Origin of the sequence: Brevibacterium sp. CCUG 69071 (assembly GCF_021023135.1) — a bacterium.
GTDB lineage: Bacteria > Actinomycetota > Actinomycetes > Actinomycetales > Brevibacteriaceae > Brevibacterium.
In genome coordinates, this window is the sequence record NZ_PGFV01000004.1 from 239,485 (window position 1) to 263,455 (window position 23,971).

Below are 23,971 nucleotides of genomic sequence, written 5' to 3' on the forward strand. Positions count from 1 at the left end.
GCGTCTGCGTTGTCCGAGTACCCTGATCTGCCACGACGCTCAATTTTCCATTCTCCACGGAGTGGGTGCGGCCGAGTGGCGGAAGCGCACCGTCGCGGGGATCGACGAGGCTGCGGTTCCGAGGTCGGGTTCATCCGATCATAGGCCTTATTTCGTAATACCATTTGCGGTAGATGTAGTAATACATTTTTGAAACAACGTTAGGCAATTGTGATGCGCGGGAGGGCGAACACGCCACCCCGCACACCCCCTCCCGGAGGCCTCCCCACGCGCCCGATCCTCCTCGACACCCACTTGTGAGCCCGGACACCGCCACGTACCATTGAGAAAAAGTTACTGAACGATCTATAAGGAGTTCGCATGGACACCCTACTGAATGCGGAAGAGCGCGAGTTCGCGCAGCAGATGCGTCAGTTCTATCGCACGGAGATCCCCGAGGAACTCCGCTTCAAGGTCGCCACCGGTCAGGAACTGACCAAGGACGACATGGTCACCTCGCAGCGCATCCTCAATCAGCACGGCTATGCGGTTCCCAACTGGCCCGTCGAATGGGGCGGTCAGGACTGGACTCCCGTGCAGCGCCACATCTGGCTCGAAGAGATGCAGCTCGCCTGCGTGCCCCAGCCGCTGCCGTTCAACGTCTCGATGGTCGGTCCGGTCATCGCCACCTTCGGATCACAGGAGATCAAGGAGCGCTTCCTGCCGGCCACGGCCAATATCGACATCTGGTGGTCGCAGGGCTTCTCCGAACCCAACGCCGGCTCGGACCTCGCCTCGCTCAAGACCACGGCCGTGCGTGACGGCGACAAATACATCGTCAACGGTCAGAAGACCTGGACGACCCTGGGACAGTACGGCGACTGGATCTTCAACCTCGTCCGCACCGACTCGACGGTGAAGAAGCAGGCCGGCATCTCGTTCCTGCTCATCGACATGAAGTCCCCCGGTGTCACGGTCCGCCCGATCCAGCTCATCGACGGCGGCCACGAAGTCAACGAGGTCTTCTTCGACAACGTCGAGGTCCCCGTCGAGAACCTCGTCGGCGAGGAGAACAAAGGCTGGACCTACGCGAAGTTCCTCCTCGGCAATGAGCGCACCGGCATCGCCCGCATCGGCTCCTCGAAGGTCAACCTTGCCCGGGCCAAGGCCTATGCGGCAGTCACGAAGACCGCCCGAGGCACCCTGCTCGACGATCCGCTCTTCTCTGCACGCCTGACCAGGATCGAAGCCGAACTCACGGCACTCGAGATGACACAGCTGCGGATCCTCTCGACTCAGGCAGCTGGCTCCGACAAACCGGATCCACGTTCTTCGGTGCTCAAGCTCAAGGGCTCACAGCTGCAGGAGGACATCAGCGAACTCCTCGTCGACGTCCTCGGACCGCAGGGCCTCGACTTCGTGTCCGACCGCGTCCAGGGTGAGGGTCTGAGCGACCTTCCGCTCGGCGCCGTGGACGCACTCCCTGCCTATTTCAACACCCGCAAGGTCACCATCTACGGCGGTTCGTCCGAGGTGCAGCGCGGAATCATCTCGAAGGCACTGCTCGGTCTCTGAGGCTCCCCGAACTCAGGACACTCAAGAAGAGGACAACAATGGATCTTGAACTCAACGACATTCAGCAAGAACTCGCCAGCACACTGAGCAAGTACCTGCGCAGCGAATACGACACCGCCAAGCGCGAGGAGATCCTCCGCAGCGATGAGGGCATCTCCCGCGAGCACTGGCAGCAGTTCGCGGAAATGGGCCTGGTCGGGCTCGCCGTGCCGGAGAACTACGGAGGCGCCGGAATGACCTTCAACGAGGTGGCCGTCGTCGCCGAGGCATTCGGCCGCTCCCTCGTACTCGAACCCTTCCTCGCCACCGCGGTGCTCGGAGCGAACGCGATCGTACTCGGCGGCAGTGAGGAGCAGAAGCAGGAGATCCTGCCCGGAGTCTGCGAAGGCCAGACCTTCCTCGCCCTCGCGGCCTTCGAACCGAACTCCCGCTACGCGCTCGAGTCCCCCGAGACGAGCGCCACCAGCGCAGCCGGGGGCTCCGTGACGATCACCGGCGAGAAGAACTCCGTGCTCGGCGGCGACGTCGCCGACCACTTCATCGTCACCGCAGTCGAGAACGGGGAACTCGGACTGTTCCTCGTCGCCGCCGATGCCACCGGCGTCACCCGGGCCGCGCACCGCCAGGCCGATGGCCTCGGCAGCGCAAGCGTGAAGTTCGACAACGCTCCCGCCCAGCGCCTGGGCGGCGGAGATGCCCGTGAAGTCCTCGCCGAGGTGATCGATACCGGCAATGCCGCGATCATCGCCGAGGCGGTCGGAGCGATGGAGGCCTCACTGACGATGACGGCCGAGTACCTCAAGACCCGCGAGCAGTTCGGTGCCCCGATCGGCGCGAACCAGGCGCTGCAGCACCGCGCGTCCGACCTCTACGCGGAACTCGAGTACGCCCGAAGCATGGCCCTGTACTCACGTCTGGCTGTGACCTCGGAAGCGGCCGGAGCCGAGAAGGACCGCCACCGCGATGTCATCGCCTCGAAGATCGTCATCGACCAGTCGGCTCGCAACATCAGCCAGGAGTCGATCCAGATGCACGGCGGCATCGGTATGACCATGGAATATCCCATCGGCCACTATGCCAAGCGCCTGACCGTCATGACTCGCACCTTCGACGACGCAGATTCGCTGACCGCCGAGCTTGCCGAGATCGGCGGACTCATCGAACCCCAGGCCGCCGACCTCAACTGAGGTCGAGTACCGCTGTCGGGGCCTGTCCCCGCCCGGTACACCCGGCCCCGCCCGGAACGCCTCACGAGAGGCGCCTCACACGGGCACGTGCCCCGGTCCCCTGAAGTGGGAGTGCCGGGGCACAACACCGCCGAGGCGGCACGATCACCATCGTGCCGCCTCGGCGCTTTCAGAGCCTCGGTGCCATGGCTGTCTCGGTGATCTCCCTCTGCTAAGACTCCCCCTAGCCTCAACGGATCCGCACAGCCTCCGGGCGGCCTGCAGCCTCCCGCGGCCCCCTCTCGGCCGCTCGCCACTGCCCTGGGTGGACGTTCCGAGCCGCTCACCTGCACTGGGTGTGGACGCCCCGGGCCGCTTGCCTGCCCTAGGTGGACGATCCGAGCCGCGCACCTGCCCTAGGTGGACGTTTCGGGCTGATCGAGGGGGTCTAGTGGACCAAATGGGCCGATTCGCCGGAGCAGATTCGGCCCAGATCGTCCACCCACACGGTCTTCAGCGAGCTTCATTGAGGGCATCTGCGCTCATCCCAGACCGAGCTTGCGCCGAATCTTCGCCTCAAGCTGCCGGTAGTCGGTCATCCGAGTCACCTTCAGAACGGTCCAGCCCGCATCTACCAGTGCTTCATCGCGTTCCGAATCACGAGTCCACTGCTTCGTCGACTCTCTGTGCAGGTCGCTGTCGTATTCGAGAGCCAGCTTCTCCTCCTCATACCCCAAGTCGGGCTCGATCACTCCCCGAGCCAGATCGGACGCCACCTGCGGGTGCACGGTCGGCTCGGGCAGTCCTACCCGGAGGGTCCACAACCGCAGACCGGTTTCCTGCGGCGAGTCCACGCCCGGCCGGATCAGTCGAACGGCCTCGAGCAGTGTCTCCCGACCTCGCAGACGACGAGGCGCCTGCAGAGCCGCGGTGATGTCATCGATGCTCATCTGCGCCGGCCCGTGCCAATTGCCGACTCCGGCATCGCCGACCATCACCAGGTCATCGAGGTTGAGCCTGGCGCCGAGCGTGATGAAGACTTCGGCAGGCATGAGCACCGGCAGGTCGAGCCATTCGGCGCGAGTCAGGTACGGGGTGCGACGCAGCGATACCCGCGGCATTCGGATCCGCATGTTCCTGTCGTCGGCACACAGGTGCAGATGATCATTGCTCAGCGGCGGAGGCAGTGGCCAGCCGAAGATGCGCGCGGCCGTGGCTCCGTCGGCGAAGACGTTGGGGAACTTGAGCCGGGCGGCCCGCAGCCGCAGCGAGTCCCAGGTCCATGCATCGCCGGCCCACTTCGGGGTGCGTAGCGACTCAGTGCTGTTGCGATCCATGCGCACCCCGGGCAGGACTATCGGACATCTCGGCGTATTCAGCATCTGATGCCGAGTGATGCCGAACTCGCCTGCCTGACGCGTCCGAAAGAGGCGCGGATAGTCACGCTTCTCCCATTGTCTGCTGTTGAACATACGTGCCATGCTGTCGCATTTCCAACGAGAAAGGGAGAACTGAAAACCGGCCTGTGGACAGAGATTCTTCATCCACAAGAAAAGACGCGCAAGTCACTTCGGATATGCACTGCTCGGTGGACGAAATGGGCCGAAGCGCCCGTCACTGGCGGACGAAAGGGGCCGACTCATCCGCGGCAGATCGGCCCAAAAAGTCCACCCAGGAGCAGATCGGCCTTATTCGCCCACCGAAGAGAGCGGACGCAGCGGACTGGCGGAACTTCCGGCAGGAGAGAGGACAGAACGTGCGACCGCGGCGGCAGAATCAGCACGGATCGTCCGCCGGATCACGCGGGACGCGGTGGGCCGGCCGCTGCAACGTGCGGCAACGGCCGCATGGAACCAGAGTGTCAGCCGACGGGCTGGCCGTAGACGTGGCGGCGGACCCACGAGTGCATCGTGATCGCTGCAGCCGCCGCTGCGTTCATCGACCTGGTCGAACCGTATTGCGCGATCGACAGCACCGCGGTGCTCGCCTCGTGTGCCGCCTCGCTCAGTCCCGGGCCTTCCTGGCCGAACAGGAGAAGGCAGCTCTTCGGCAGGTCATAAGTCTCCAGCGGCACGGAATCCGGGAAGTTGTCGATGCCGATGAGCGGCACATCGTTCTCCGCGCACCACTGCAGCAGGTCGTCGACGCTCGGGTGGTGGATGATGTGCTGGTACTTGTCCGTGACCATCGCGCCGCGCCGGTTCCACCGACGCCGGCCGACGATGTGCACGGCGGCGGCGTTGAAGGCGTTCGCGGTGCGCACGACGGAGCCGATGTTGAGATCGTGCTGCCAGTTCTCGACCCCGACGTGGAAGTCATGCCGAGTCGTATCGAGATCGGCCACGATCGCATCGTGCTTCCAGTAGCGGTAGCGATCGACGACGTTGCGCCGATCGCCCTCGCGCAGCAGCTCGGGATCGAAGTGCTCACCGACAGGCCAGGGGCCGGTCCACGGACCGACCCCCACCTGCGGCTGCGCGCCGTCTGTCACGGCTTGTCGTCGGAATCGTCCGCCGACTCGTCGTCCTCAGTCGCCGCAGCGTCCTTGGACGCCGCAGCGTCCCTCTTCGGCTTCGCAGTCGACTTCGCCGAGGCGGCACTCGCGTCATCGTCCTTCGCGGCCTTCACCTCGGTGTCGGTGGCGTCGGTGTCGTCGTCATCCGCGTCGGTGTCCGCGTCCTCAGCATCGGCCGAGTCGGACTTCTTCGAAGAGACTGAACCGGCGGCGACCTTCTTCGCACGCTTGCTCATCTTCACCTCCTTGCCGGCGCGGCCTCCACCGGTGAGCACCGAGCGGACGTAGGCCCCTCCGGCCAGCGAGTGGAGGATGAAGGCGAGCACCGCGGCGATCGCGGCGGCGACGAGTCCCTCCCACCATTCGGCCTGACCGGCGAAGAAGCGACCGGCAATGCCCAGCGGCGAGGTGAACGGCACCCACGACAGGACCTTCGCGACCATGCCCGTGGCACCGACGAACATCGGCGCGAAGAGACCGGCGACGGTGATCACACCGATGATCGAGAGGAAGGTCGTGCGCGCCTTCGCCCCGACCACGGTCGAGGCCCACACGAGGAGTGCGAAGACCGACCACGCAGTGAACAGCAGGGCGAGGGCGAACCAACCGAGCCCCGGCAGCATATCGAAGGCCAGCTCGGTCTTGCCCGAGAGCGAGAGTCCCAGCTCCGCGATGACGGCGGCCACGACGAGGTGGACGACGACGAGCGAGATGGTTCCCGTGATCCTGCCCGACGCCGAGGCACGGGGCGGGATCGTGGCCGCGATGATCTCCGTGATCCGGTTGCGCTTCTCCAAGCGCAGGTTCTGATACAGCGCGGTGCCGAGAGTGGCGATGACGAGCAGGGAGAAGGCGACCATTCCCCACAGCACCGGCGTCGCGATGGTGTCCTCGACCGCGGGAGCATTGAGCAGGGTGGCCTTGGTCTCCGGAGCAAGCTTCTCCAACAGCGCCTCGGGCTGCTTGTCCAAGGCGATGATCGTCGGCTGACCCTGACCACTCGGATCCTGGATGAAGGCGGCGTCGACCTTGCCCTCGCGGACGAGCTTCTCCGCGGATTCGGCATCCTCGGCGTCGGTGATCTTCACGCCGAGCTGCTGTTCGTACATCGCGGCCTGCTCGCCCACACCGACCATGGCCATGCTCGGTGTGCCCGAGGCCTTGTCGGAGGCCCCGACCAGACCGGCGATGATCGCGGCGAGGATGCCGAGGATGATCACGGCCCCGGTGACGAGGAAGTAGGGACTGCGCAGCGCGGTCGAGCTCTCCCGGTTCGACACCAGCCACGAGGCCTGGCGCTTGCCGACGTCGACGAACTCCGAGACCAGACCGGTCTCTGGCAGCTCCTCCGGAGCAGGGGTGTCTTCGGCGAGTTCGGCGGGAACCTCGACGAAACCGAGGTCATCGTCCGAATCCTCGCCCGCAGCCACCTCGGCGCCGGGATCGTTGACGTCCACGGCCGCAGCATCGTCGGCACCGGAGACGTCATCCGCCGAGGCGGTGCCATCGTCCGCGGCGTCAGCGACGTCGGAATCGACATCGGCGCCGGACTTCGCGTCAACGCCTGACTTCGTATCCTCGGTGGGCTCGATCTCGTCATCGCTGGGGATGCCGAGATCGTCGATGCCTTCGCCGGCGGTGCCCTTCGACACGACCGGTTCGGGGGTTTCGTCTTCCGAACCCTTGTCCTTGCGCGCCATTACAGGGCCTCCTTATACTGCTCGGCCAGTGTCGGACGGACACTCTCGAAGCTCTTCACACCGTCGAGTGTCGCGACGGTCGCCGCAGCGGACTTCGCGTCCTCGGCACGGAAGCTGATGACATTGTCCCGGCGATCGACGACGGAGACGTCGCTGACGCCTCGACGGGACTTCAGGGTCTGGGCGGCCGCCTCGGCGTTGTCGAGTTCGACCCGGTACTTAGCGGCACCGCGCAGCTTCTCGACGCTGCCCGCGGCCGCGACCTTGCCCTGGCTGATGAGGACGACGTCATCGGCATAGGTCTGCGCCGCCTCCCAATCATCGGTGGCGATGACGACGGGCACGCCCGAGGACGCGTGGGCCCGCAGCAGCGACATCACGAGCCGTGTCGACTGGGCGTCGAGGCCGGAGAACGCATCGTCGATGACGACGACGTCGGGATCGGCGGCCAGAGTGGCGGCGATGTCGACGCGGGCGATCTCCGTGCCGGACAGGTTCTTCAGCGGGGCATAGCCGCGATCGGCGAGCTCGAGGTGGGACAGCAGGGTGAGCGCATTGCGCTCGGCCGCGCCGAGGGTGATGCCGTGCAGGCGGGCGAGATAGACGATCTGGTCGATCACGCGCATGTTCGGGTACCCGCCGCGCTCGGCGGGCAGATAGCCGAAGTTCTGGCGGTCACCGAAGTCGAGTTCGAAGTCCTCGAGTTCGATGCTGCCCTCGTCGGCCGAGATCAGACCCATGATGACACGCACCAGCTCGGTCCGGCCCGCCGATCGGGTTCCGACGATCGCGGTGACCCGTCCTGCCTTCGCGGTGAAACTCACCTCGTCCAGATACGTCCGCTTCCCCTTGCGCAGGGAAATCTCTTTCAGTGTGAGCACGCGTCATCCTTATCCGTTACTTGGAGCAATACTGTGGGAGTGTCTCATCTATCGTGTTGAATGGACCAACCTGTTTCAAACCAGCGCCCGGATTTCGACAGAATTGCCAGTCGAGTCCCAGCTGATGATCGATGGGGCAGATCAGCGCCTCGGAGCACCGGGAATCGGGGCCTCGGCCGCAGGTGGGAGACGGTCATTCCAGCCCGAGGTCGCCCGTGGTCAGGGCGGTGAGGTACGGGATCCCCGTCGCCTCGACCTTCTCCTTCGCACCCGTGTTGCGGTCCATGACCACGGCCACGGCCACCACCTCGGCGCCGGCCTCCTTGAGCGCCTCGACCGCGGTGAGCACCGAACCACCGGTCGTCGAGGTGTCCTCGACGGCGATGACGCGTCTGCCGCTGACATCGGGGCCTTCGACCCGGCGGGACATGCCGTGCTTCTTCGCTTCCTTGCGGACGACGAAGGAGTCCAAGGGCCGGTCGCGCAGGACCGAGCGGTGCATGACCGCCGTGCCGACGGGGTCGGCCCCCATCGTCAGTCCGCCGACGGCGTCGATCGAATCGAGCAGGCCTTCGGCCTCGAGGAGATCGAGGATCACATCGCCGACGAGCGGGGCCGAACGACGGTCGAGAGTGACCCGACGCAGATCCAGATAGTAATCGGCTTCCTTGCCCGATGAGAGGGTCACCTTGCCGCGAACCACGGCGAGTTCGTCGATGAGGTCGAGCAGTTGTCGGCGAGTGTCTGCGCTGTCGGTCATGGCCCCCAGTCTAAACTGCCGCACCCGCAGAGCCATCCAGCGGTGTCACAGGGTCAATGGCGAATCGGCTGCGTGAGGATTTCGCCCGCGGCTGCAGCCGCGGTGTGTCCGTGCTCACCGAACGACGGCGTGAGGATTCGCCCGCGGCTGCGTCCGTACCAATGTCATAAAGAATGAGAGTCGGACGTCTCGCAGTTCGAGAAACGGCTCTACCATTGGAAACAGAACCGACCGACAAGGCCGGTTACCGAACACTGAAGGGACGTGAGCACCATGGGTTTCATCGCATATCTGATCCTCGGACTCATCGCCGGAGCCATTGCCAAGGCCATCCTGCCCGGTAAGCAAGGCGGCGGCTGGATCGCCACACTCATCCTCGGCGTCATCGGCGCGATGGTCGGCGGGTGGATCGGCGGCGCCGTCTTCGGCGCGGAGATGGACAAGTTCTTCTCGCTCTCCACCTGGCTGTGCGCCATCGGCGGTTCGCTGATCGTCCTCGTCATCTGGGGACTCATCACCGGTCGATCGAAGAAGACCGCAGCCTGAGCCTCACCGCACACCGAAGCGGCCCCCTCCGAAGTTCGCGTCCTGCCTGACAGCGGGACCGCGAGCCGAGGAGGGGGCCGTTTCGCGTCGTGGCAGCTCTTCAGCGGCGTTCGCGATGCAGTGTCCGCGGCCGAGGCGGCTCAGTGTCCGCGACTGGCGTGCCTCAGTGTCCGCGGGTGACGACGCGGAGGTCGATCTCGAGTTCGCCGAGAGGCTCCTCGGTGCCGGCGACGAGATCGACCTCGATGACGGCGAAGATCTCATCGACGATCTCGGTGACGGGGCGGCTGTCATCGAGGTGGGCGTCGACACGCACCCGCACTCCCCCGGCCGTCCGGGAGACATCGACGCCGACCGGCACTCCACCGGATCGTCGCAGCACTCGCGCCGTCGCGGTGGCGACGATGTAGCGCAGGCTCGGAGCCAGGGCGGTGACTCCGTCGACTCCAGTCACGGAATCGGTCAGACGCTGGGAGATCGCCGTCTCGTCGAAGTCCCCATCGGCAGTCTGTTCAGTCAACATACACATCCTCGGCGACGATATCGATGGTGGTCGCTGGGATCCCCAGCTGGGAGACCAGCGCTTCGGCCACTTTGGTGCGGACCACCTCGGCGGTGGGAGTGAAAGATACGCCCGCACGCATGGCCACAGTCAGGGACACCTCCGCGGCAGAGCCCTGCGGCTCCCCCGCCGGTGTCACCTCGACGCTGCGGGCACGGATGCCGTCGACCGCGTCGACGGCGTCGCGGACGATCGAGCGCACCGAGGCGTCGGCGATCGCAAAGGGATTCCCGCGCTCGGTGGTCAGTCGGGTCGCGGGACCGCGGCGGATGTCCTCGCGCACGATCTTCAGGATCCGTTCGCGCACCCCAGCCGTGTCGTCCGGGCCGGGTTCGAAGCTGTCCATGTACTCATCGATGACGTCGCGCAGATGGGAGTCGGAGTTCCATTCGAGCTCGACCTCCCCGGGATCCGGCAGATCACCGGAACCGTCGTTTGGGCCGCTCATATCCATCCTTCCATCCCCTCGGCAATGGCGACGCGGGCCCGGTGGATGCGGCCGCGCACGCTGCCCTCGCTGATTCCCAGGGTAGTGGCCACCTCGGAGTAGCTGAGTCCTTCCAACTGGTGGAGCACCCAGGTTACACGCTGCTCCGACGAAAGCGTCTGGATCACCTGCGAGAAATGCTGCAGGGCCGTGCGCGCCTCGACGGAGTTCTCCACCGAGGCGGTCCCATCGGCGTGATGGCCCATGTCCGCGGGATCCTGCGCCTCCGCCGGGCGGGCCATCCTGCGGCGCAGCACGTCCGTGCACCGATTCGAAGCCATCCGGTAGATCCAGGTGCCGAAAGCGGCCGGTTCGGCCAGAGCGGTCAGCGACTTCCACGCCTGCACGAGCGTGTCCTGGACGACGTCCTCGGCATCCTGCTTGTCACCGAGCGTGCGCCAGGCGAACCGAAGCAGCTTCGTCTCGTAACGATCGACGAGCGCTTCGAAGGCCTCGATATCACCTTCCCTGGCGCGCACGACGAGGGTGACGATGTCGAATCGATCATCTTCCCTTGCCATGATCACATCGTATGTCACCAGGAGCGATGTGAACAGACTCCAGACGAAGTGGATCGGGCGCGCCCGCCCAACCCCTCGTTCCGAAGTTCTCAGAAAAATTCTGCGAAACCGCGTGAGGATTCCTCGGCACCTGCGTCTGTACCGATGTCAGCACCCCTCAAGCGAAAAGGAAGAACGATGCCTGAAGCTCAGCAGACCACCAAGACCCAGCCGACCACTGCCGATGACGTGCGCAGCCCGCTCGTGACCGATATGGGCAACACCACCATCGCCGAGAACGTCGTTGCCAAGCTCACCGGCATCGCCGCTCGCGAGGTCCCCGGCGTCTACGGAATGGGCAATGCCGCACGCCGCGCCTTCGATACCCTCACCGACCGCATCCCCGGCTCGCAGACCAACGTCTCCGGCGGAGTCTCGGTGGAGAAGGGCGAGAAGCAGACCGCGATCGACCTGACCATCGTCGTCGAGTACGGAACCTCGATCGTCGATGTCGCCGAGGCGATCCGCCGCAACGTCATCCGCGCCGTCGAGCAGGGCACCGGACTCCAGGTCGTCGAGGTCAACATCGACGTCACCGATGTCCACCTGCCCGAAGAGGACGACGATCAGCCTGCCTCGGACGCACCCGAACTCAACTGACCCACCATCCCATTGACCGCCTCGGCGGAAGGATTGTCATGTCGAAAACACTCATCGGTCTCCTCGTCGGACTGACGCTGGGAATCGTCGCGTACTTCGGAGGATTCCTCGCGTTCCTCGTCGTCGCGATCTGCGGCGGGCTCGGCCTGGTCGTCGGCCTCGTGCTCGACGGTCGCCTCGACCTCAACGCCCTCAGCTCCCGTTCGACCACTCGGAGGTAGGGCCGTGTCGTCACCTGGCACCCTGACGATCGCGGACAAGGTCGTCGAGAAGACCGCCTCGCAGATCCTCAAGGGCCTGCCCGGAGTCGGCGGCACGACGTCCGGATTCCTCGGCATCGGTGCGAACTCGAGCCTGGAGAATCGACCGTCCGTGGACGTGACTCTCTCCGGTCGCAGCTGCACCCTCGCGGTGCAGCTGGGCCTGAGCTATCCGTCCTCCATCACCGAGGCGACCGAGACTGTGCGCGAACGCCTGAGCACCGAGGTCGAGCACCTCACCGGCGTCACCGTCCGTCAGGTCGATGTCGCCGTCCGGTGGCTCAAACCCGAGTCCGCTGCAGGCGGCCGCGGAGCAAGGAGTCTGGCATGAGCACACGTCTTCTGCGCACCCGACCGGCCCGCGTGGTTCCTGCCGTCATCCTCGCGATCGTGCTGCTGCTTCTGGCAACAGCACTCGGTTGGATCGGCGTCGCGGCGATCGTCGCCACCGGGACCATCGACTCCGCCATGAACTCGGGCTACCCCGGACTCGACGCGCTCGGCACCCTGAACTGGGGTGCGGCCGCGGTCATCGGCGTCGGTGTGGTCCTGACAGTGCTCGGATTCGTCTTCGTCATCGCAGGCATCTCCCCCGGTGCCCGTCGCCTCAGCGACTATCGGGCGGAGCCTGCCGAACACATCGGACGCTTCGAGGTGGCACTGCCCACCTCGGCGCTGTCGAACCTCGCGGCTGCCGCCGCGGATTCGGTCGACGGCGTGTCCAGTGTCCGCGCGGCATCGAATGCGAAGTCGACGATCGTGACGTTCTCGACCCCGGTCCGGGACAACGCCCCGATCCGTGACGAAGTCGAGGCCGCGGTCCGGGAGCGCTTCGAATCCATCTCCTTCGACCGCACCCCGACGGTCAAGGTCCACGCACTCAGGAGGCAGGCATGAGACGAATGGCAGCAGGTGCCAACCGCACCGGCCTGATCATCATCGGACTGCTGTTGACTCTCGGTGGGCTGGCCATCCTCGCGATCGGCTTCGGCCTCGCCGAGGCGGTCGTCCCCGGGCTCGGCGCGCAGTCCGACCTGCAGCCGGTGGCCGGAGTCTTCGCCCTCCCGTTCTCGGCGCTGCTTGCGCTGGTCGCGGCCATCATCCTCGCCGTCATCGGGCTGCGCTGGCTGGCCGCCCAGATCCCACGCAAGGACGCCGCGAAACCGCTGCGACTCCAGCGCGATGCCCGCACCGGCGTGACCACGGTGACCGCGAACGTCATCGCCGAGGCGGTCGCCGAGGACCTCGAAGCCACCCCCGAGGTCGTCGACGCCGAGGCGATTCTGCGCGGCAGTGCGAAACAGCCCGAACTCGTCCTCCACGTCGATGTCGACGAACGCGCCGACATCGATGCGGTGGTCACCGACATCGCACAGCGCGTCACCCGCAACTGCGCCGAGGCGCTCGGCTCTCCGCTGGCCACCGTGGCCGTCGAGGTCGGGATCGCCCGCACGAAACAGCGCCGGCAGCGCAGCGTCTCCCTGTGAGCGCGGCGGCGCGAGCTGTGAGCGCTGAGAACGCGAGCCATTGCGGGCATCTGTGAATGACAAAGACCCCGGGGCGCGTAATCGCGACATCCCGGGGTCCTCGCAGCACTCCCCTCGAGTACCCGGACGCATCCCCATACGTCCGTTATGTTCACCCGATCCCCACCGGGCGAACACCACAATTTGACCACACTTCGAGGCCGCTTGTAAAGATTGACCAGATCACTTCTGCACACCGGTGAGTGCGATTCTGCACAGTTCGTGCGCAGATATGCGCTGGTCAGAGCCACTGCCGCAGGTGATTTACGCCTCAACTTCCCACGCCTGTCGTAACCCGGACCTCCGCTGACCTCAGTCTTCGCGCCGGCGTCCGAAGGCGAAGCCGGCCGAACCCCGACGGATCAGTCGGCGCGGGACGAAGGGCACCACCCGCGCGGCCAGAGAGTACGTGATTCCGGGAACCGAGACGGTTCTGCCCCGACGGGCGTCGCGCAGCGACTCGGCGACGACCTGTCGGACGCTCAGCCAGATCCAGTCGGGACCGCTGCGCTCGACTCCGAGCCGCTGATGGAACTCGGTCTTGATGAATCCGGGCAGCACCGCGGTGACGGTCACGGGTGTGCCGCGCAGCTCGCCGGCGAGCGCCTCGGTGAAGACCAGTGTCGACATCTTCGCGGCCGCGTACAGACCCATCGTCGTCACGGCCGCCATCGAGGAGACATTGACGATGCCGCCGCGGCCGCGATCCCGCATCCGTCTCGCTGCCGCCAGGGACAGCTCCCTCACCGCACCGACTAAGACCGTGTCCTGGTCTCGCAGCTCCTCGGGCGTGGATTCGAGCAGCCTGTGCTTGAGCCCGTAGCCGGCGTTGTTGATGAGGACGTCGACCCGACTCTGTTCGATCACGGCGACGACCGCGTCGATTCCGGTGCGGGTCGAGAGGTCGGCCACGACCACCTCGGCGCGGATCCGATGCTCGGACTCGAGCCTCTCCGCGAGCTCTCGCAGACGCTCCTCGCTGCGGGCGACGAGGACGAGGTCATAGCCGTCGGCGGCGAGGTTGTGGGCGTACCCGCGTCCGAGACCGGAGGAGGCTCCGGTGATGAGAGCGCGCGGGCGCATCATTTCGCGCCTTGGCCCAGCCGCACCGTCAGCGACTGTGCGGCGGTCCCGATCGGACCGCTGACATCGCTGAGCACTGTCGTCGTCTCACCCACGCCGGTCGGACCGAAGGCCACCTTCGTCTCGAAGCCGACCCATTCGGGTTCGGGCACGCGGGTGAGGTGGATCGTCAGGTCGACATTGGGGAAGAAGGTCGTCCGCGGATCCTCACGCACGGCCAGTCCGTTGGCGGCGTCGACGAGCTTGACGAAGGCGGCGGTCGGCGGATCGATCTCCCCGTCGACGAGCGGATAGGGGGAGCGGACCCAGGACCGGGCATAGCCGGGGCGGGCATCGGCGGCCTGGTGACCCTCGAGAGAGCCGATGAACCCTCCGCCCCACCGCTGCTCCAACGCCATCTCCGGGACTTCGGACACGGGCGGCAGCGTCGGCCATTCGTCTCCCTGCACCGTCGTGGTGTCGCCGGCCTGCAGCCTCCACACCCGGGCGCTGATGCTCACTCGGTCCCCGTGGCGCATCGTCGCCTCGATGAGTTCGATGGTCCGACCCGGTCGGATCACGTCGACGTCGATGGTGAATTCGCCGGAATGGATGACGCCGAGGATGTCGAAGCTGATCCGTGAGACCAGCTTGTCGCTGGGCAGTCGACGTTCGATCTCGGCGAGGACGAGACCGGAGGCCGGGGCCATGTGCTGCTCACCCGGCTGCCAGGCGCCCTGGCTGTGCAGGGTGGAGACCAGGCGGTCCTCCGCCAGTCGCACATAGTGGGAGTCCGGGACGGGTGCACCGTCGTGGCCGAGGTGATTGTTGGGTGCTTCAGGCATGTCTTCAGACTAACGGCCCCGGCCTGAGCGCAGCGCCTCGGGGAGGTCGTCCGCTTCTTCAGATGTGCCCGGGACGGAGCTTTTGCCCGGGGCTTCCACCGCTTAGGGTGGGAGGGTGAGAATCGCTACCTGGAATGTGAACTCGATCCGCGCCCGCCACGATCGCATCGGGGCCTGGCTGGATCGCACCGATGTCGACGTCCTGGCCATACAGGAACTCAAGTGCAAGGACGAACAGTTCCCGGAGGACCTGTTCACCTCCCGCGGCTACGAGGTCAGCTTCCACGGCTTCAGCCAGTGGAACGGAGTGGCGATCGCCTCTCGGGTCGGCCTGGCGGACACGGAGATCGGCTTCGCCGACATCCCCTCCTTCGGCGAGGAGCCCGTGGTCGAGGCCCGCGCCCTGTCCGCCGACTGCGGGGGCGTGCGCGTGTACTCCCTCTATGTGCCCAACGGCCGCGAGCTCGATCACCCGCACTACGGCTACAAGCTCGACTGGTACAAGGCGCTGACCGCCGACATCTCGGCACAGCTGACCCAGGACCCCGAGCGGAAGCTCGTGCTCTGCGGCGATTTCAACGTCGCCCCCTTGGACGAGGACGTGTGGGACATGGCCGAATTCGAGGGTGCCACCCACGTCTCCGATGCCGAACGTCGGGCCTTCGAGGACCTCCTCGGCGCGGGAATGAGTGAGGTCTCCCGCCAATTCACACCCGGCCCCGGGGTCTACACCTTCTGGGACTACCAGAAGCTGCGCTTCCCGAAGAAGCAGGGGATGCGCATCGACTTCCAGCTCGCCTCTCCGGCCCTGGCATCGACCGCGGCGGCGGGCTCGATCGACCGTGAGGAGCGCAAGGGCAAGGGCGCTTCCGATCACGCACCCGTGATCATCGACTACGACCTGTAGATACGCCCCGTAGATAAAACCTGCAGATACGACCTGCAGACCGCTCGCGGCTCGCCGCGCCGACACCGATCGACGCTCCTGCGTCCTCCTCCCGACCACCATTCGGACCGAAAGCATGGACATCCCTCTCGTCTTCTGGTGAAGTTGAAGCAGAAGCGAGGAAGGTGACGAGGATGTCAGCAACTGTCCGCGAACTGGTCGATGAGGCCTACGACCGGCGTGAATCCACATGGCGGGCCGCCCTGGAGACGGTCAACGACTGGGTCGAGTCCGCCCGCTCCACCTCCCCGCTCCTCGCTGGCGACCGGGTCCGCCTGGCCGCCGGTCGGATCAAGGATCGGCTCCGCACCGGGGAGAAGCTGCGACGCAAGCTCGCCGATGCCAATGATGAGATCCACGAGGCCGTCGAGGTGGAGAACCAGGTCATCGATGTCGTCGGGACTCGCGTGGTGTGCCGGACCGAACGTGAGCAGTCGGCCCTGTGGAACCTCCTCGTCGACCGCAATGACGATTCGAACCTCTCCGTCGCCGAGGTGCGCGACTATTCCGCCGGACCGAAACCCTCCGGGTACCGCGGCCGGCACCTCATCATCGAAGTCCCCTTCGACGCCGAACCCTCGGTCCTCGTCGAACTCCAGCTGCGCACGATCATGCAGGACGCCTGGTGCGTGCTCGCCGAGGAGCATCTGTTCAAGCCCGGTCAAGCGCTGAAGTCCGATGCCCAGCAGGAACGGCTCTCCCTCATCCTCTCCGGTCTGCTCGCCGAGGCGGACTCCGTCGCCGGCTTCATCGCCGACGATGTCGGGGCCTATCTGGGAATGGGCAACGCCTCACCGCCGCGGGACCTCGATGACCTCGAGGAGATGGCCGATCCGGCCATCGAAGTCACGATCCGCGAGCTCAACCATTCCTATGTCCTCGCCGCCGACGAGGTGGGGCGGCACGGCATCATCCGGCTGGAGAATCTCGGACTGACCCCGGACAATCCCGAGCACTCGGCCTTCCCGCATCCCGGGGACAAGCTGCAGGTGCGTATGGACGAGTCGAACACCACCCGCTATTTCATCCCCGTCGCCGACGAGCGCTGAGGCGGGTTCTCCGGCCGGGGGCCGACGCCGGATCCTTCCGGGTCAGACAGTGCCGTCTTCGAGGCGCTCGAGTGTGTCCAGCGACCACCGGAAGCTGTGTTCGAAGTCCCTGATGCCGATCACGAACTCTTCGGAGCCCAGATCCCAGCTGATGTCGAGCGAATGCTCGGCGACGTCCTCCGCGAGGTCCGAGGCCACCTCGTCGTGGAGCTTCTTGAGGTCGACCTTGCGCAGCTTCTCGGCGTCGGCGAACTTCGTTCCGCCCGCGTCGTCGTCATCGACCACCGGAGCGCTGCCCTTCGCGAAGTTGACGACCTTCCCTGTGCCTTCCTTCGTCCGCCCGGTCACCGACAGCGTGTCCCCAGAGCCGCGGACCGCGGCGAATCGGGTGAGGCCGGCGTCGGCGGCGGCTCCGATCGCCGTGGGCATCGTGTCCTTCTGCCACAGCCTCACCTCCACGAGGTCCGTGGGAACGGAGCCCTCGGGAGTCGGTTCCTGCGCCGGGTCCGTCGTCGACTCGGCGGATGATTCGGCCGATGACTCGGCGGCACCCGAGATGCCCGCGGACACGCGGTCGGTGACGAAATAGGACGCCGCACCGATGAGCACGACGCCTGCCGCGCCGGAGAGGAGCCGGCGACGACTCACCCGCCTCTGCTCCTTCTCGAGTGTCTCGTCCTCCCAGTGGAAGGGGATGTCGGCAACGAGTCCGTCGAGGGTGTCGAAGCTTTCGGCACCCTCGGCGGCCGTGACGCGCTCGGTCTGCTCGGCGGTGTCGATCCGACCGTCGGCGAGGGCCTCGTTGATCGCCGTGATGTACGGTTCCCGTTCGTCGCGGGAGGGCCGCAGTGATGTCTTCCTATTCGCCATCTCAGTCCTCATCCTGCCGGGCGATGCGCAGAAGCTGGCTGCCGTCCTTCGTCCATTCGAGTGAGCCCGAACCGACGCCGTAGTCATCGCCTTCGACGTAGACCGAGATCGTCGGCTCGCCGTCGCCGGACGTCGTGATCTCGGCACGTGTGACGGTCTTGCCCCCGAGCTTGTCGAGAGCGCCGCGGCACATCGTGGGGATGAGGTCGAAGTCCATGCCCTCGAGTGTGAACAGGGAGTCGTTTCGGCCCAGGTGCGCGGAGGGCTGCACCTCGATCTCGTCGCCCCCGTAGCTCTGGATCGAGTCGAGTCCGCTGCGGTTCTTCGGACTCCTCGCGCTCGCGGTGAAGTCGCCCGAGGAGAAGCTCATGAACTGGAAGTCCCGGTATCCCTTCTTCTTCACCGCGGCGACGACGCCCTCGATCGCGGTCGCGTCTGTGGGGTAGTCGGTCGTCTGCGACTGCGTGGATTCGGCTGCCGGCTCCCCCGATCCGCCGCCCAGGCCGTCGCTGAACCCGCCGATGGCACCGAGGATTCCGGCACCGATGAAGAAGAGCGATCGGCGGCTGACCTTCGTCGACGTTCTGCCCCGCCGCTGTCGGTCGAGAGCCTCGGCACGAGTCACCGTCGTCGGGAACTCGGTCTCCGGCTGCGGCAGGTCCGCCAGCGCCTCACGGAGTTCATCGGCGCTGTCACCGGACTCGACGAGGGTAGAGCGCCGTTCGAACTCCGCATCGTCGATGCGTCCGTCCGCGTACGCCTGCGACAGTGCCGAACGGAAGGAATCGCGCTCAGCGAAAGAGGGCCGCAGGGAAGTCACCAGAAAATGATGCCACAGCGTCTGCGGCGATGCATGATGCGGCTGACGCGCGCGTACCGACTAGACTTGCATCCCATGGGAAAGAAGTCGAAGCGTTCCAAGGAAGATCTCATCGCCAAGCGTCTGGCCAGGGCCCAGGCCACGGCCTTCGTGGCGCGTCCGTTCGCGGACCTGCCCTTCGAGGCCGACCTCATCTGCCTGCGCGAGCTCGTGCCCGCCGCCACTGCGACGGCGAAGCTCAAGGAGGAGTTCGGCGGTCGCGAGGTCACCATCACCTCCCTGCTGCCCGCCGCCTGGCAGGCCTGGCACCGTGAGGACGGGCAGATCCTCGCCGGCATGCAGGTGCCCGTGTCCTCGACCGATCCCTCCCGTGACGTCGCCCGCGGAATCCTCACCGCCGCCGAGGCGGCACCCGGGTCGTCCGTGGAGTCGACGACCGAGCCCGGCGAGGGCCCCCGACTGCAGGACATCCTCGATGTCACCCACCCCTTCGATGTGCGCGTGCTCGAGACCTTCGACTACTGGAAGCTGCCCGAGGCAGAGACCGATTCCGACGTCGCCGCGGCCCTCGAACAGGCCAATGAGTCGATCGCCCCGACGGAGAAGTTCGCCTCGGTGAATTCGGCCTACTGGACCGAGATGTCCGGGCGCACCTACGTCCGCTGGGCCCGCCCCGAGGGCGAGGATCGGATCGTCGATGCGCTGGCCCGCCTGCAGGCAGAGAAGGCCAACGACCTCGGCGGGCCGGGATCCTTCCTCGGCTACTTCCGCGCCCACGGCATCATCGTGCCCGTCTGGGAGCTCGAGTTCGGCACCCAGGTCGACGATGTCGAAGAGCCCATCGCCGAGTTCGGCAAGCGCCTCGACGAGGTCCTGAACACGAGCCAGCCGCTGAGCACCGAGGCGCGCCGGGTTCGTTCGGGAATCGTCGCCCGCCAGCTGACCATCCACTGAGGCGGCCATGCCTGAGAACTCCCACGCCCCCGCGGCGATCGCCGCGATCATCCCCGCGATGGACGAATCCGAGCGGATCGCTGCGACCGTGGCCTCGGCCAAGCAGATTCCCGGCGTCGACATCGTCATGGTCGTCGACGACGGCTCATCCGATGACACCGGTCCCCTGGCCCGTCGGGCCGGTGCCGAGGTGGTCACCCACCGGAAGAACAAGGGCAAGGCCGCAGCCATAATGACCGGGGCCTTCGCGATCCGGAACCGGGAGATCTCCGATGCCGATCCCGGTCAGGAACCCGAGCACCGGGCCCTGCTGTTCATCGACGGCGACCTCGAGGACTCCGCCCTGAACACCGCGCCGCTGGCCGCTCCGGTGCTCGCCGGCGAGGCCGATATGACGATCGCGATCCTGCCGGCGCAGAAGCGCAAGGGCGGCGGCTTCGGCTTCGTTGTGGGACTGGCGAAGAAGGGCATCGCCGAACTCTCCGGCTTCGAGGCCACCCAGCCGCTCTCGGGCATGCGCTGCCTGTCCCGGGAGGCCTTCGACGCGGCCCTGCCCTTCGCTGCCGGCTGGGGCGTCGAAGCGGCCATGACCATCGACGTCGTCAACGCCGGGCTGCGGGTGACCGAGGTCGAATGCGATCTCCACCACCGGGTCACCGGCAGAGACCTCAAGGCGCAGCTGCACCGTGCCGCCCAGTACCGCGACGTCGCCCGCGCCATCCTCGTCCGCCGTCTGCGCGCGAAACGAGGCGGGAAGTGAGCGCGAACCGCTTCGCCTTCCTCGGACCCGAAGCCACCTTCACCGAGGCGGCGCTGCTGAAGTACCTCGACGACACGGGCCTGGCCTCGACCGCGACGACCCAGCCGATGCGCAATGCCGCCGCGGCCCTCGCCGCCGTCCTCGAGGGCGACTGCGATGCCGCTGTGGTCCCGATCGAGAACTCCGTCGAGGGCGGAGTCCCGGCCACGATCGATGCTCTGACCGAGCACGGCAGGCTCCAGATCATCGCCGAGGTGGTCGTGCCCGTCCGCTTCGTCCTCGCCGTGAAGCCGGGGACTCCGCGAGAGTCGCTGAGTTCCTTCGGCTCCCACCCCCACGGGGAGGCCCAGGTGCGGACCTTCATGTCCGAACACTTCCCCGATGCCGTCTATCTGCCGACCTCGTCCACGGCCGCAGCCGCGAGAGATCTGGCCAATGACGCCGGAGACCATGTGGCCGCGGTGTGTCCGGCCCTGGCGGCCGAACGCTACGGGCTCGACGTCATCGCCGATGACATCGGCGACCGCCAGGACGCGGTCACCCGCTTCGTCGTCGTCTCCCGTCCGGGTCCGATCCCGGCGGCCACCGGCGCGGACAAGACCACCGTAGTCGCGGCCCTGCGCTCCGACCGTGCCGGCGCCCTGCTCGAACTGCTCGAACAGTTCTCCAGCCGCGGGATCAACATGTCGCGGATCGAATCCCGGCCGACCGGGGACGGGCTCGGCCTCTACCAGTTCTCGATCGACCTGCTCGGCCACATCCATGAGGCACGGATGGCCGAGGCCCTGCAGGGCGTCCACCGGGTGACCCTGAAGCTGTGGTTCCTCGGCAGCTACCCCAGCGCGGACGGCTCCGCGGTGCCGGTGGATCCGACGACCACCGACGAGTCCTTCGGATCCGCGGCGGCCTGGTTGGAGTCGACCCTGCGCGGCTGAGGTCGCCGAGGTGACGGTGGCGACCCGCGGTACTGCCCAGTAATCTGGGGGCAGAGGGATCGATCGATCCGACCGCCGACGAAGGAGTCGCCCACGATGAGCTCACCCACCACGCCCCCGGTGTCCACCGAGGTCGACGCCATCATCGTCGGAGCCGGCCTGGCCGGACTCGTCGCCGCCCACGAGCTCACCCAGGCCGGCAGACGAGTCCTCGTCCTCGATCAGGAGAACCGGGCCAACCTCGGCGGGCAGGCGTTCTGGTCCCTCGGCGGACTCTTCCTCATCGATTCCCCCGAGCAGCGCCGCCTCGGCGTCCATGACTCCCTCGAGCTGGCACGACGCGACTGGGCCACCTCGGCGGGTTTCGACCGCGCGGAGGACCACTGGCCGCGGAAGTGGGCCGAGGCCTATCTCGAGTTCGCCGCCGGGCAGAAGCGCAGCTACCTGCGTGACCTGGGGCTGCGCCTGACCCCGATCGTCGGCTGGGCCGAACGCGGCGGTTCAGGGGCTTCCGAACACGGCAATTCCGTGCCGCGCTTCCACCTCACCTGGGGCACCGGCCCCGAGGTGGTCCGGGTCTTCCGCGAACCCGTCGAACGCGCCGAGGCGAACGGCCTCGTCGACTTCGCGTTCCGCCATCGCGTGGACGAACTCATCACCGAAGGCGGCGCCGTCGTCGGGGTGCGCGGACGCGTGCTGTCACCGAGCCACACCGCCCGCGGGGTGGCCTCGAACCGGGAGGAGCGCGAGGACTTCGTGCTCCGCGCTCCTGCCGTGATCGTCACCAGCGGCGGAATCGGGCACAACTTCGATCTCATGCGCAGGTACTGGCCGGTCGAGCGCCTCGGCGAGTTCCCGGACACGATGCTCGCCGGGGTTCCCGCCCATGTGGACGGGCGGATGCTCGCCATCTCCGAGGACGCCGGGGCGAGCCTGATCAACCGGGACCGGATCTGGGCGTACACGGAAGGCATCGAGAACTGGAATCCGATCTGGCCGAATCACGGCATCCGGATCATCCCGGGCCCGTCGTCGATGTGGTTCGATGCGGAGGGCCGACGGTTTCCGGCACCGAACTATCCCGGCTTCGACACCAACCGGACGATGCGCACGATCCTCGAGAGCGGGTACGACTACTCGTGGTTCGTGCTCAACGAGTCGATCATCCGCAAGGAGTTCGCCCTCTCGGGTTCGGAGCAGAACCCGGACATCACGAAGAAGGACCTGCGGGTCACGCTCGATCGGGTGCGCTCGAGCGATGCGCCGGCACCGGTCGAGGCGTTCAAACGCTACGGCTCGGACTTCGTCGTCGCCGAGACCACCGAGGAGCTCGTTGCGGGGATGAACGCCCGTTCGCGTGGGCCGCTCATCGACCACGACCGGCTCGTGGCCCAGATCGTCGAACGCGATGGGCAGATGGACAACGGGTTCTCCAAGGACGCGCAGGTCCAGGCGATCCACAATGCCCGATCCTACCTCGGCGACAAGATCGTGCGGGCGGCCAAGCCGCACAAGATCCTCGATCCAGCTCACGGTCCGCTCATCGCGGTGCGGTTGAGCCTGCTCTCCCGCAAGACCCTCGGCGGGCTCGAGACGAACCTCGACGGGCAGGTCATCGGGAGCTCAGGTGCACCGATTCCCGGACTCTTCGCCGCCGGTGAGGTGTCCGGCTTCGGCGGGGGCGGCATGCACGGGTACAACGCGCTGGAGGGCACCTTCCTCGGCGGCTGCATCTTCTCGGGCCTGCGGGCCGGGCGCGGGGTGGCAGATGGCTCAAGTGAAGGGAACTGAGATGACGTCGAACAACCGCACCGCGCTCGTCACCGGCGGCACCTCCGGCATCGGAGCGGCCGTGGTCCGGATGCTCGCCTCCCGCGGCACCCGGGTGCTCGCGACCAGCCGGAACCCCGAAGCGATCGCCGAATCCGCCCGGATCCCCGGCGTGGACTATCTGCCGCTCGACCTCTCCGAACCGAACAGCATCACGGCACTGGCCGGCCGTCTCGACGAGGTCGACATCCTCGTCAACAATGCCGGCGAGAGCCAGTCCGGACCGTTCGAGGAGCTGCCGGTCGCGGCGATCGAGCGGCTGTTCCGCACGAACGTCTTCGGCGCGGTGCAGCTGAGTCAGCTGGTGCTCCCGCATATGCGCGCCCGTGGGCACGGTCGCGTCATCATGGTCGGGTCGATGCTCGCGAGCTTCCCCTTGGCCCATCGCAGCTCCTACGTCGCCTCGAAGGCGGCGCTGCGCGGTTTCGCCACGGCCGCCAGACAGGAGCTCTCCCCATTCGGCGTGTGGGTCAGCGTCGTCGAACCCGGGTCGATCGCCACCGGGATCGGGCAGCGACGCACGAAGTACCTCGATGAGGGCTCCGTCTATGCCGAGGACGTGAGCACGATGCTTGAGCACCTCGATGCCAATGAGCGCGGTGGGATCTCCGCCGACACGGTCGCGGCGACCATCCTCAAGCCCATCGAGGCGCAGCGGCCCCGCGAGTTCTACTCGGTGGGCAGTCGCTCGCCGTTGCCGTTCCTGCTCAAGCGGGCACTCCCCCGAGGTGTGATGTCACGGATCGTCGCCCGCCAACACGGGCTGTCGGGGCGCTGAGGGCG

At 66.7% G+C, this 23,971-nt stretch carries 27 protein-coding genes; 15 read left to right on the forward strand and 12 right to left on the reverse strand.

The features are described from left to right. Window positions 1–360 precede the first annotated feature (360 nt). The gene (locus CV023_RS12670; RefSeq protein ID WP_230746128.1) at window positions 361–1,554 is read left to right on the forward strand and encodes an acyl-CoA dehydrogenase family protein; all 1,194 of its coding nucleotides are present in this window, start codon (window positions 361–363) and stop codon (window positions 1,552–1,554) included. 38 nt (window positions 1,555–1,592) lie between these two features. Beyond that, the gene (locus tag CV023_RS12675; RefSeq protein WP_230746130.1) at window positions 1,593–2,741 is read left to right on the forward strand and encodes an acyl-CoA dehydrogenase family protein; all 1,149 of its coding nucleotides are present in this window, start codon (window positions 1,593–1,595) and stop codon (window positions 2,739–2,741) included. A 521-nt stretch (window positions 2,742–3,262) separates the two neighbouring features. Here CV023_RS12675 and CV023_RS12680 read toward each other — a convergent pair. From CV023_RS12680 to pyrE, 5 genes are all read right to left on the reverse strand, one after another. Beyond that, window positions 3,263–4,057 carry a hypothetical protein gene (locus tag CV023_RS12680; RefSeq protein ID WP_230746132.1) on the reverse strand — a complete coding sequence of 265 codons (795 nt, stop codon included), beginning with the start codon at window positions 4,055–4,057 and terminating at the stop codon, window positions 3,263–3,265. A 524-nt stretch (window positions 4,058–4,581) separates the two neighbouring features. After that, entirely contained in the window at window positions 4,582–5,211 is a 630-nt protein-coding gene (locus CV023_RS12685) for a TrmH family RNA methyltransferase (protein ID WP_230746134.1), read from the reverse strand. Beyond that, window positions 5,208–6,935, reverse strand: a complete 1,728-nt coding sequence (locus CV023_RS12690) for a sodium ABC transporter permease (protein ID WP_230746136.1) — start codon at window positions 6,933–6,935, stop codon at window positions 5,208–5,210. Before CV023_RS12690 ends, CV023_RS12685 begins: the two co-directional genes overlap by 4 nt. Beyond that, window positions 6,935–7,816, reverse strand: coding sequence for an ABC transporter ATP-binding protein (locus tag CV023_RS12695; protein WP_230746137.1), 882 nt, complete (start codon window positions 7,814–7,816; stop codon window positions 6,935–6,937). The genes CV023_RS12690 and CV023_RS12695 overlap by 1 nt, the downstream gene beginning before the upstream one ends. Before the next feature lie 193 nt (window positions 7,817–8,009). Continuing rightward, a complete protein-coding gene (pyrE, locus tag CV023_RS12700) occupies window positions 8,010–8,576 on the reverse strand; it encodes an orotate phosphoribosyltransferase (RefSeq protein WP_230746138.1) in 567 nt (188 codons plus the stop codon). 273 nt (window positions 8,577–8,849) lie between these two features. On the opposite strand from pyrE, the gene CV023_RS12705 reads away from it, so the two are divergent. Continuing rightward, complete coding sequence (locus tag CV023_RS12705) at window positions 8,850–9,122, forward strand: GlsB/YeaQ/YmgE family stress response membrane protein (RefSeq protein ID WP_230746139.1); 273 nt, start codon at window positions 8,850–8,852, stop codon at window positions 9,120–9,122. A gap of 163 nt (window positions 9,123–9,285) precedes the next feature. Here CV023_RS12705 and CV023_RS12710 read toward each other — a convergent pair whose 3' ends face one another. From CV023_RS12710 to CV023_RS12720, 3 genes are read right to left on the reverse strand one after another with little or no spacing between them, the layout of a single operon-like run. Then, window positions 9,286–9,645, reverse strand: coding sequence for a hypothetical protein (locus CV023_RS12710; RefSeq protein WP_230746140.1), 360 nt, complete (start codon window positions 9,643–9,645; stop codon window positions 9,286–9,288). After that, window positions 9,635–10,132: a hypothetical protein gene (locus CV023_RS12715; protein WP_230746141.1), complete on the reverse strand. Its 498-nt coding sequence runs from the start codon at window positions 10,130–10,132 to the stop codon at window positions 9,635–9,637. The genes CV023_RS12710 and CV023_RS12715 overlap by 11 nt, the downstream gene beginning before the upstream one ends. Continuing rightward, complete coding sequence (locus CV023_RS12720; RefSeq protein WP_230746142.1) at window positions 10,129–10,692, reverse strand: RNA polymerase sigma factor; 564 nt, start codon at window positions 10,690–10,692, stop codon at window positions 10,129–10,131. The genes CV023_RS12715 and CV023_RS12720 overlap by 4 nt, the downstream gene beginning before the upstream one ends. 177 nt (window positions 10,693–10,869) lie before the next feature. Here CV023_RS12720 and CV023_RS12725 point away from each other — a divergent pair, with 177 nt between their 5' ends. Genes CV023_RS12725 through CV023_RS12745 form a run of 5 tightly spaced genes read left to right on the forward strand, consistent with a single transcriptional unit; the run spans window position 10,870 to window position 13,078 of the window. After that, on the forward strand, window positions 10,870–11,331 hold the full coding sequence (locus CV023_RS12725; RefSeq protein WP_230746144.1) for an Asp23/Gls24 family envelope stress response protein: 462 nt from the start codon (window positions 10,870–10,872) through the stop codon (window positions 11,329–11,331). A 38-nt stretch (window positions 11,332–11,369) separates the two neighbouring features. After that, the gene (locus tag CV023_RS12730) at window positions 11,370–11,552 is read left to right on the forward strand and encodes a hypothetical protein (RefSeq protein WP_230746145.1); all 183 of its coding nucleotides are present in this window, start codon (window positions 11,370–11,372) and stop codon (window positions 11,550–11,552) included. A gap of 4 nt (window positions 11,553–11,556) precedes the next feature. Then, entirely contained in the window at window positions 11,557–11,922 is a 366-nt protein-coding gene (locus CV023_RS12735; RefSeq protein WP_230746148.1) for an Asp23/Gls24 family envelope stress response protein, read from the forward strand. Beyond that, entirely contained in the window at window positions 11,919–12,488 is a 570-nt protein-coding gene (locus CV023_RS12740; RefSeq protein ID WP_230746150.1) for a DUF6286 domain-containing protein, read from the forward strand. Before CV023_RS12735 ends, CV023_RS12740 begins: the two co-directional genes overlap by 4 nt. Next, window positions 12,485–13,078 (forward strand): alkaline shock response membrane anchor protein AmaP, encoded by a 594-nt coding sequence (locus CV023_RS12745; RefSeq protein WP_230746152.1) that lies wholly within the window; start codon window positions 12,485–12,487, stop codon window positions 13,076–13,078. Before CV023_RS12740 ends, CV023_RS12745 begins: the two co-directional genes overlap by 4 nt. 351 nt (window positions 13,079–13,429) lie before the next feature. Here CV023_RS12745 and CV023_RS12750 read toward each other — a convergent pair whose 3' ends face one another. Together CV023_RS12750 and CV023_RS12755 are read right to left on the reverse strand one after the other, a co-directional pair. Beyond that, a complete protein-coding gene (locus tag CV023_RS12750; protein ID WP_230746154.1) occupies window positions 13,430–14,203 on the reverse strand; it encodes an SDR family NAD(P)-dependent oxidoreductase in 774 nt (257 codons plus the stop codon). Next, window positions 14,200–15,024 (reverse strand): thioesterase family protein, encoded by an 825-nt coding sequence (locus CV023_RS12755; protein ID WP_230746156.1) that lies wholly within the window; start codon window positions 15,022–15,024, stop codon window positions 14,200–14,202. The genes CV023_RS12750 and CV023_RS12755 overlap by 4 nt, the downstream gene beginning before the upstream one ends. 115 nt (window positions 15,025–15,139) lie before the next feature. Between CV023_RS12755 and CV023_RS12760 the strand changes: the two genes are divergently transcribed. Then, window positions 15,140–15,931, forward strand: coding sequence for an exodeoxyribonuclease III (locus tag CV023_RS12760; RefSeq protein ID WP_230746158.1), 792 nt, complete (start codon window positions 15,140–15,142; stop codon window positions 15,929–15,931). 173 nt (window positions 15,932–16,104) lie between these two features. Then, window positions 16,105–17,019, forward strand: coding sequence for a GTP pyrophosphokinase (locus CV023_RS12765; RefSeq protein ID WP_230746160.1), 915 nt, complete (start codon window positions 16,105–16,107; stop codon window positions 17,017–17,019). A 42-nt stretch (window positions 17,020–17,061) separates the two neighbouring features. Here the strand turns inward: CV023_RS12765 and CV023_RS12770 are convergent, their stop codons facing one another. Both CV023_RS12770 and CV023_RS12775 read right to left on the reverse strand, forming a co-directional pair. Beyond that, on the reverse strand, window positions 17,062–17,889 hold the full coding sequence (locus tag CV023_RS12770) for a DUF1707 SHOCT-like domain-containing protein (protein ID WP_230746162.1): 828 nt from the start codon (window positions 17,887–17,889) through the stop codon (window positions 17,062–17,064). A gap of 1 nt (window position 17,890) precedes the next feature. Then, window positions 17,891–18,709: a DUF1707 SHOCT-like domain-containing protein gene (locus CV023_RS12775; protein WP_230746164.1), complete on the reverse strand. Its 819-nt coding sequence runs from the start codon at window positions 18,707–18,709 to the stop codon at window positions 17,891–17,893. 75 nt (window positions 18,710–18,784) lie between these two features. On the opposite strand from CV023_RS12775, the gene CV023_RS12780 reads away from it, so the two are divergent. The 5 genes from CV023_RS12780 (at window position 18,785) to CV023_RS12800 (ending at window position 23,966) form a co-directional block, all read left to right on the forward strand. Then, window positions 18,785–19,663, forward strand: a complete 879-nt coding sequence (locus tag CV023_RS12780) for a DUF5926 family protein (RefSeq protein ID WP_230746166.1) — start codon at window positions 18,785–18,787, stop codon at window positions 19,661–19,663. Window positions 19,664–19,670: 7 nt separating this feature from the next. Then, window positions 19,671–20,423: a glycosyltransferase gene (locus CV023_RS12785; RefSeq protein WP_230746168.1), complete on the forward strand. Its 753-nt coding sequence runs from the start codon at window positions 19,671–19,673 to the stop codon at window positions 20,421–20,423. After that, on the forward strand, window positions 20,420–21,358 hold the full coding sequence (gene pheA, locus CV023_RS12790) for a prephenate dehydratase (RefSeq protein ID WP_230746170.1): 939 nt from the start codon (window positions 20,420–20,422) through the stop codon (window positions 21,356–21,358). Before CV023_RS12785 ends, pheA begins: the two co-directional genes overlap by 4 nt. A gap of 96 nt (window positions 21,359–21,454) precedes the next feature. Next, window positions 21,455–23,149 (forward strand): FAD-binding dehydrogenase, encoded by a 1,695-nt coding sequence (locus CV023_RS12795; RefSeq protein WP_230746171.1) that lies wholly within the window; start codon window positions 21,455–21,457, stop codon window positions 23,147–23,149. Between the two features lies 1 nt (window position 23,150). Beyond that, window positions 23,151–23,966: an SDR family oxidoreductase gene (locus tag CV023_RS12800; RefSeq protein WP_230746173.1), complete on the forward strand. Its 816-nt coding sequence runs from the start codon at window positions 23,151–23,153 to the stop codon at window positions 23,964–23,966. The last annotated feature ends 5 nt before the right edge of the window (window positions 23,967–23,971 follow it).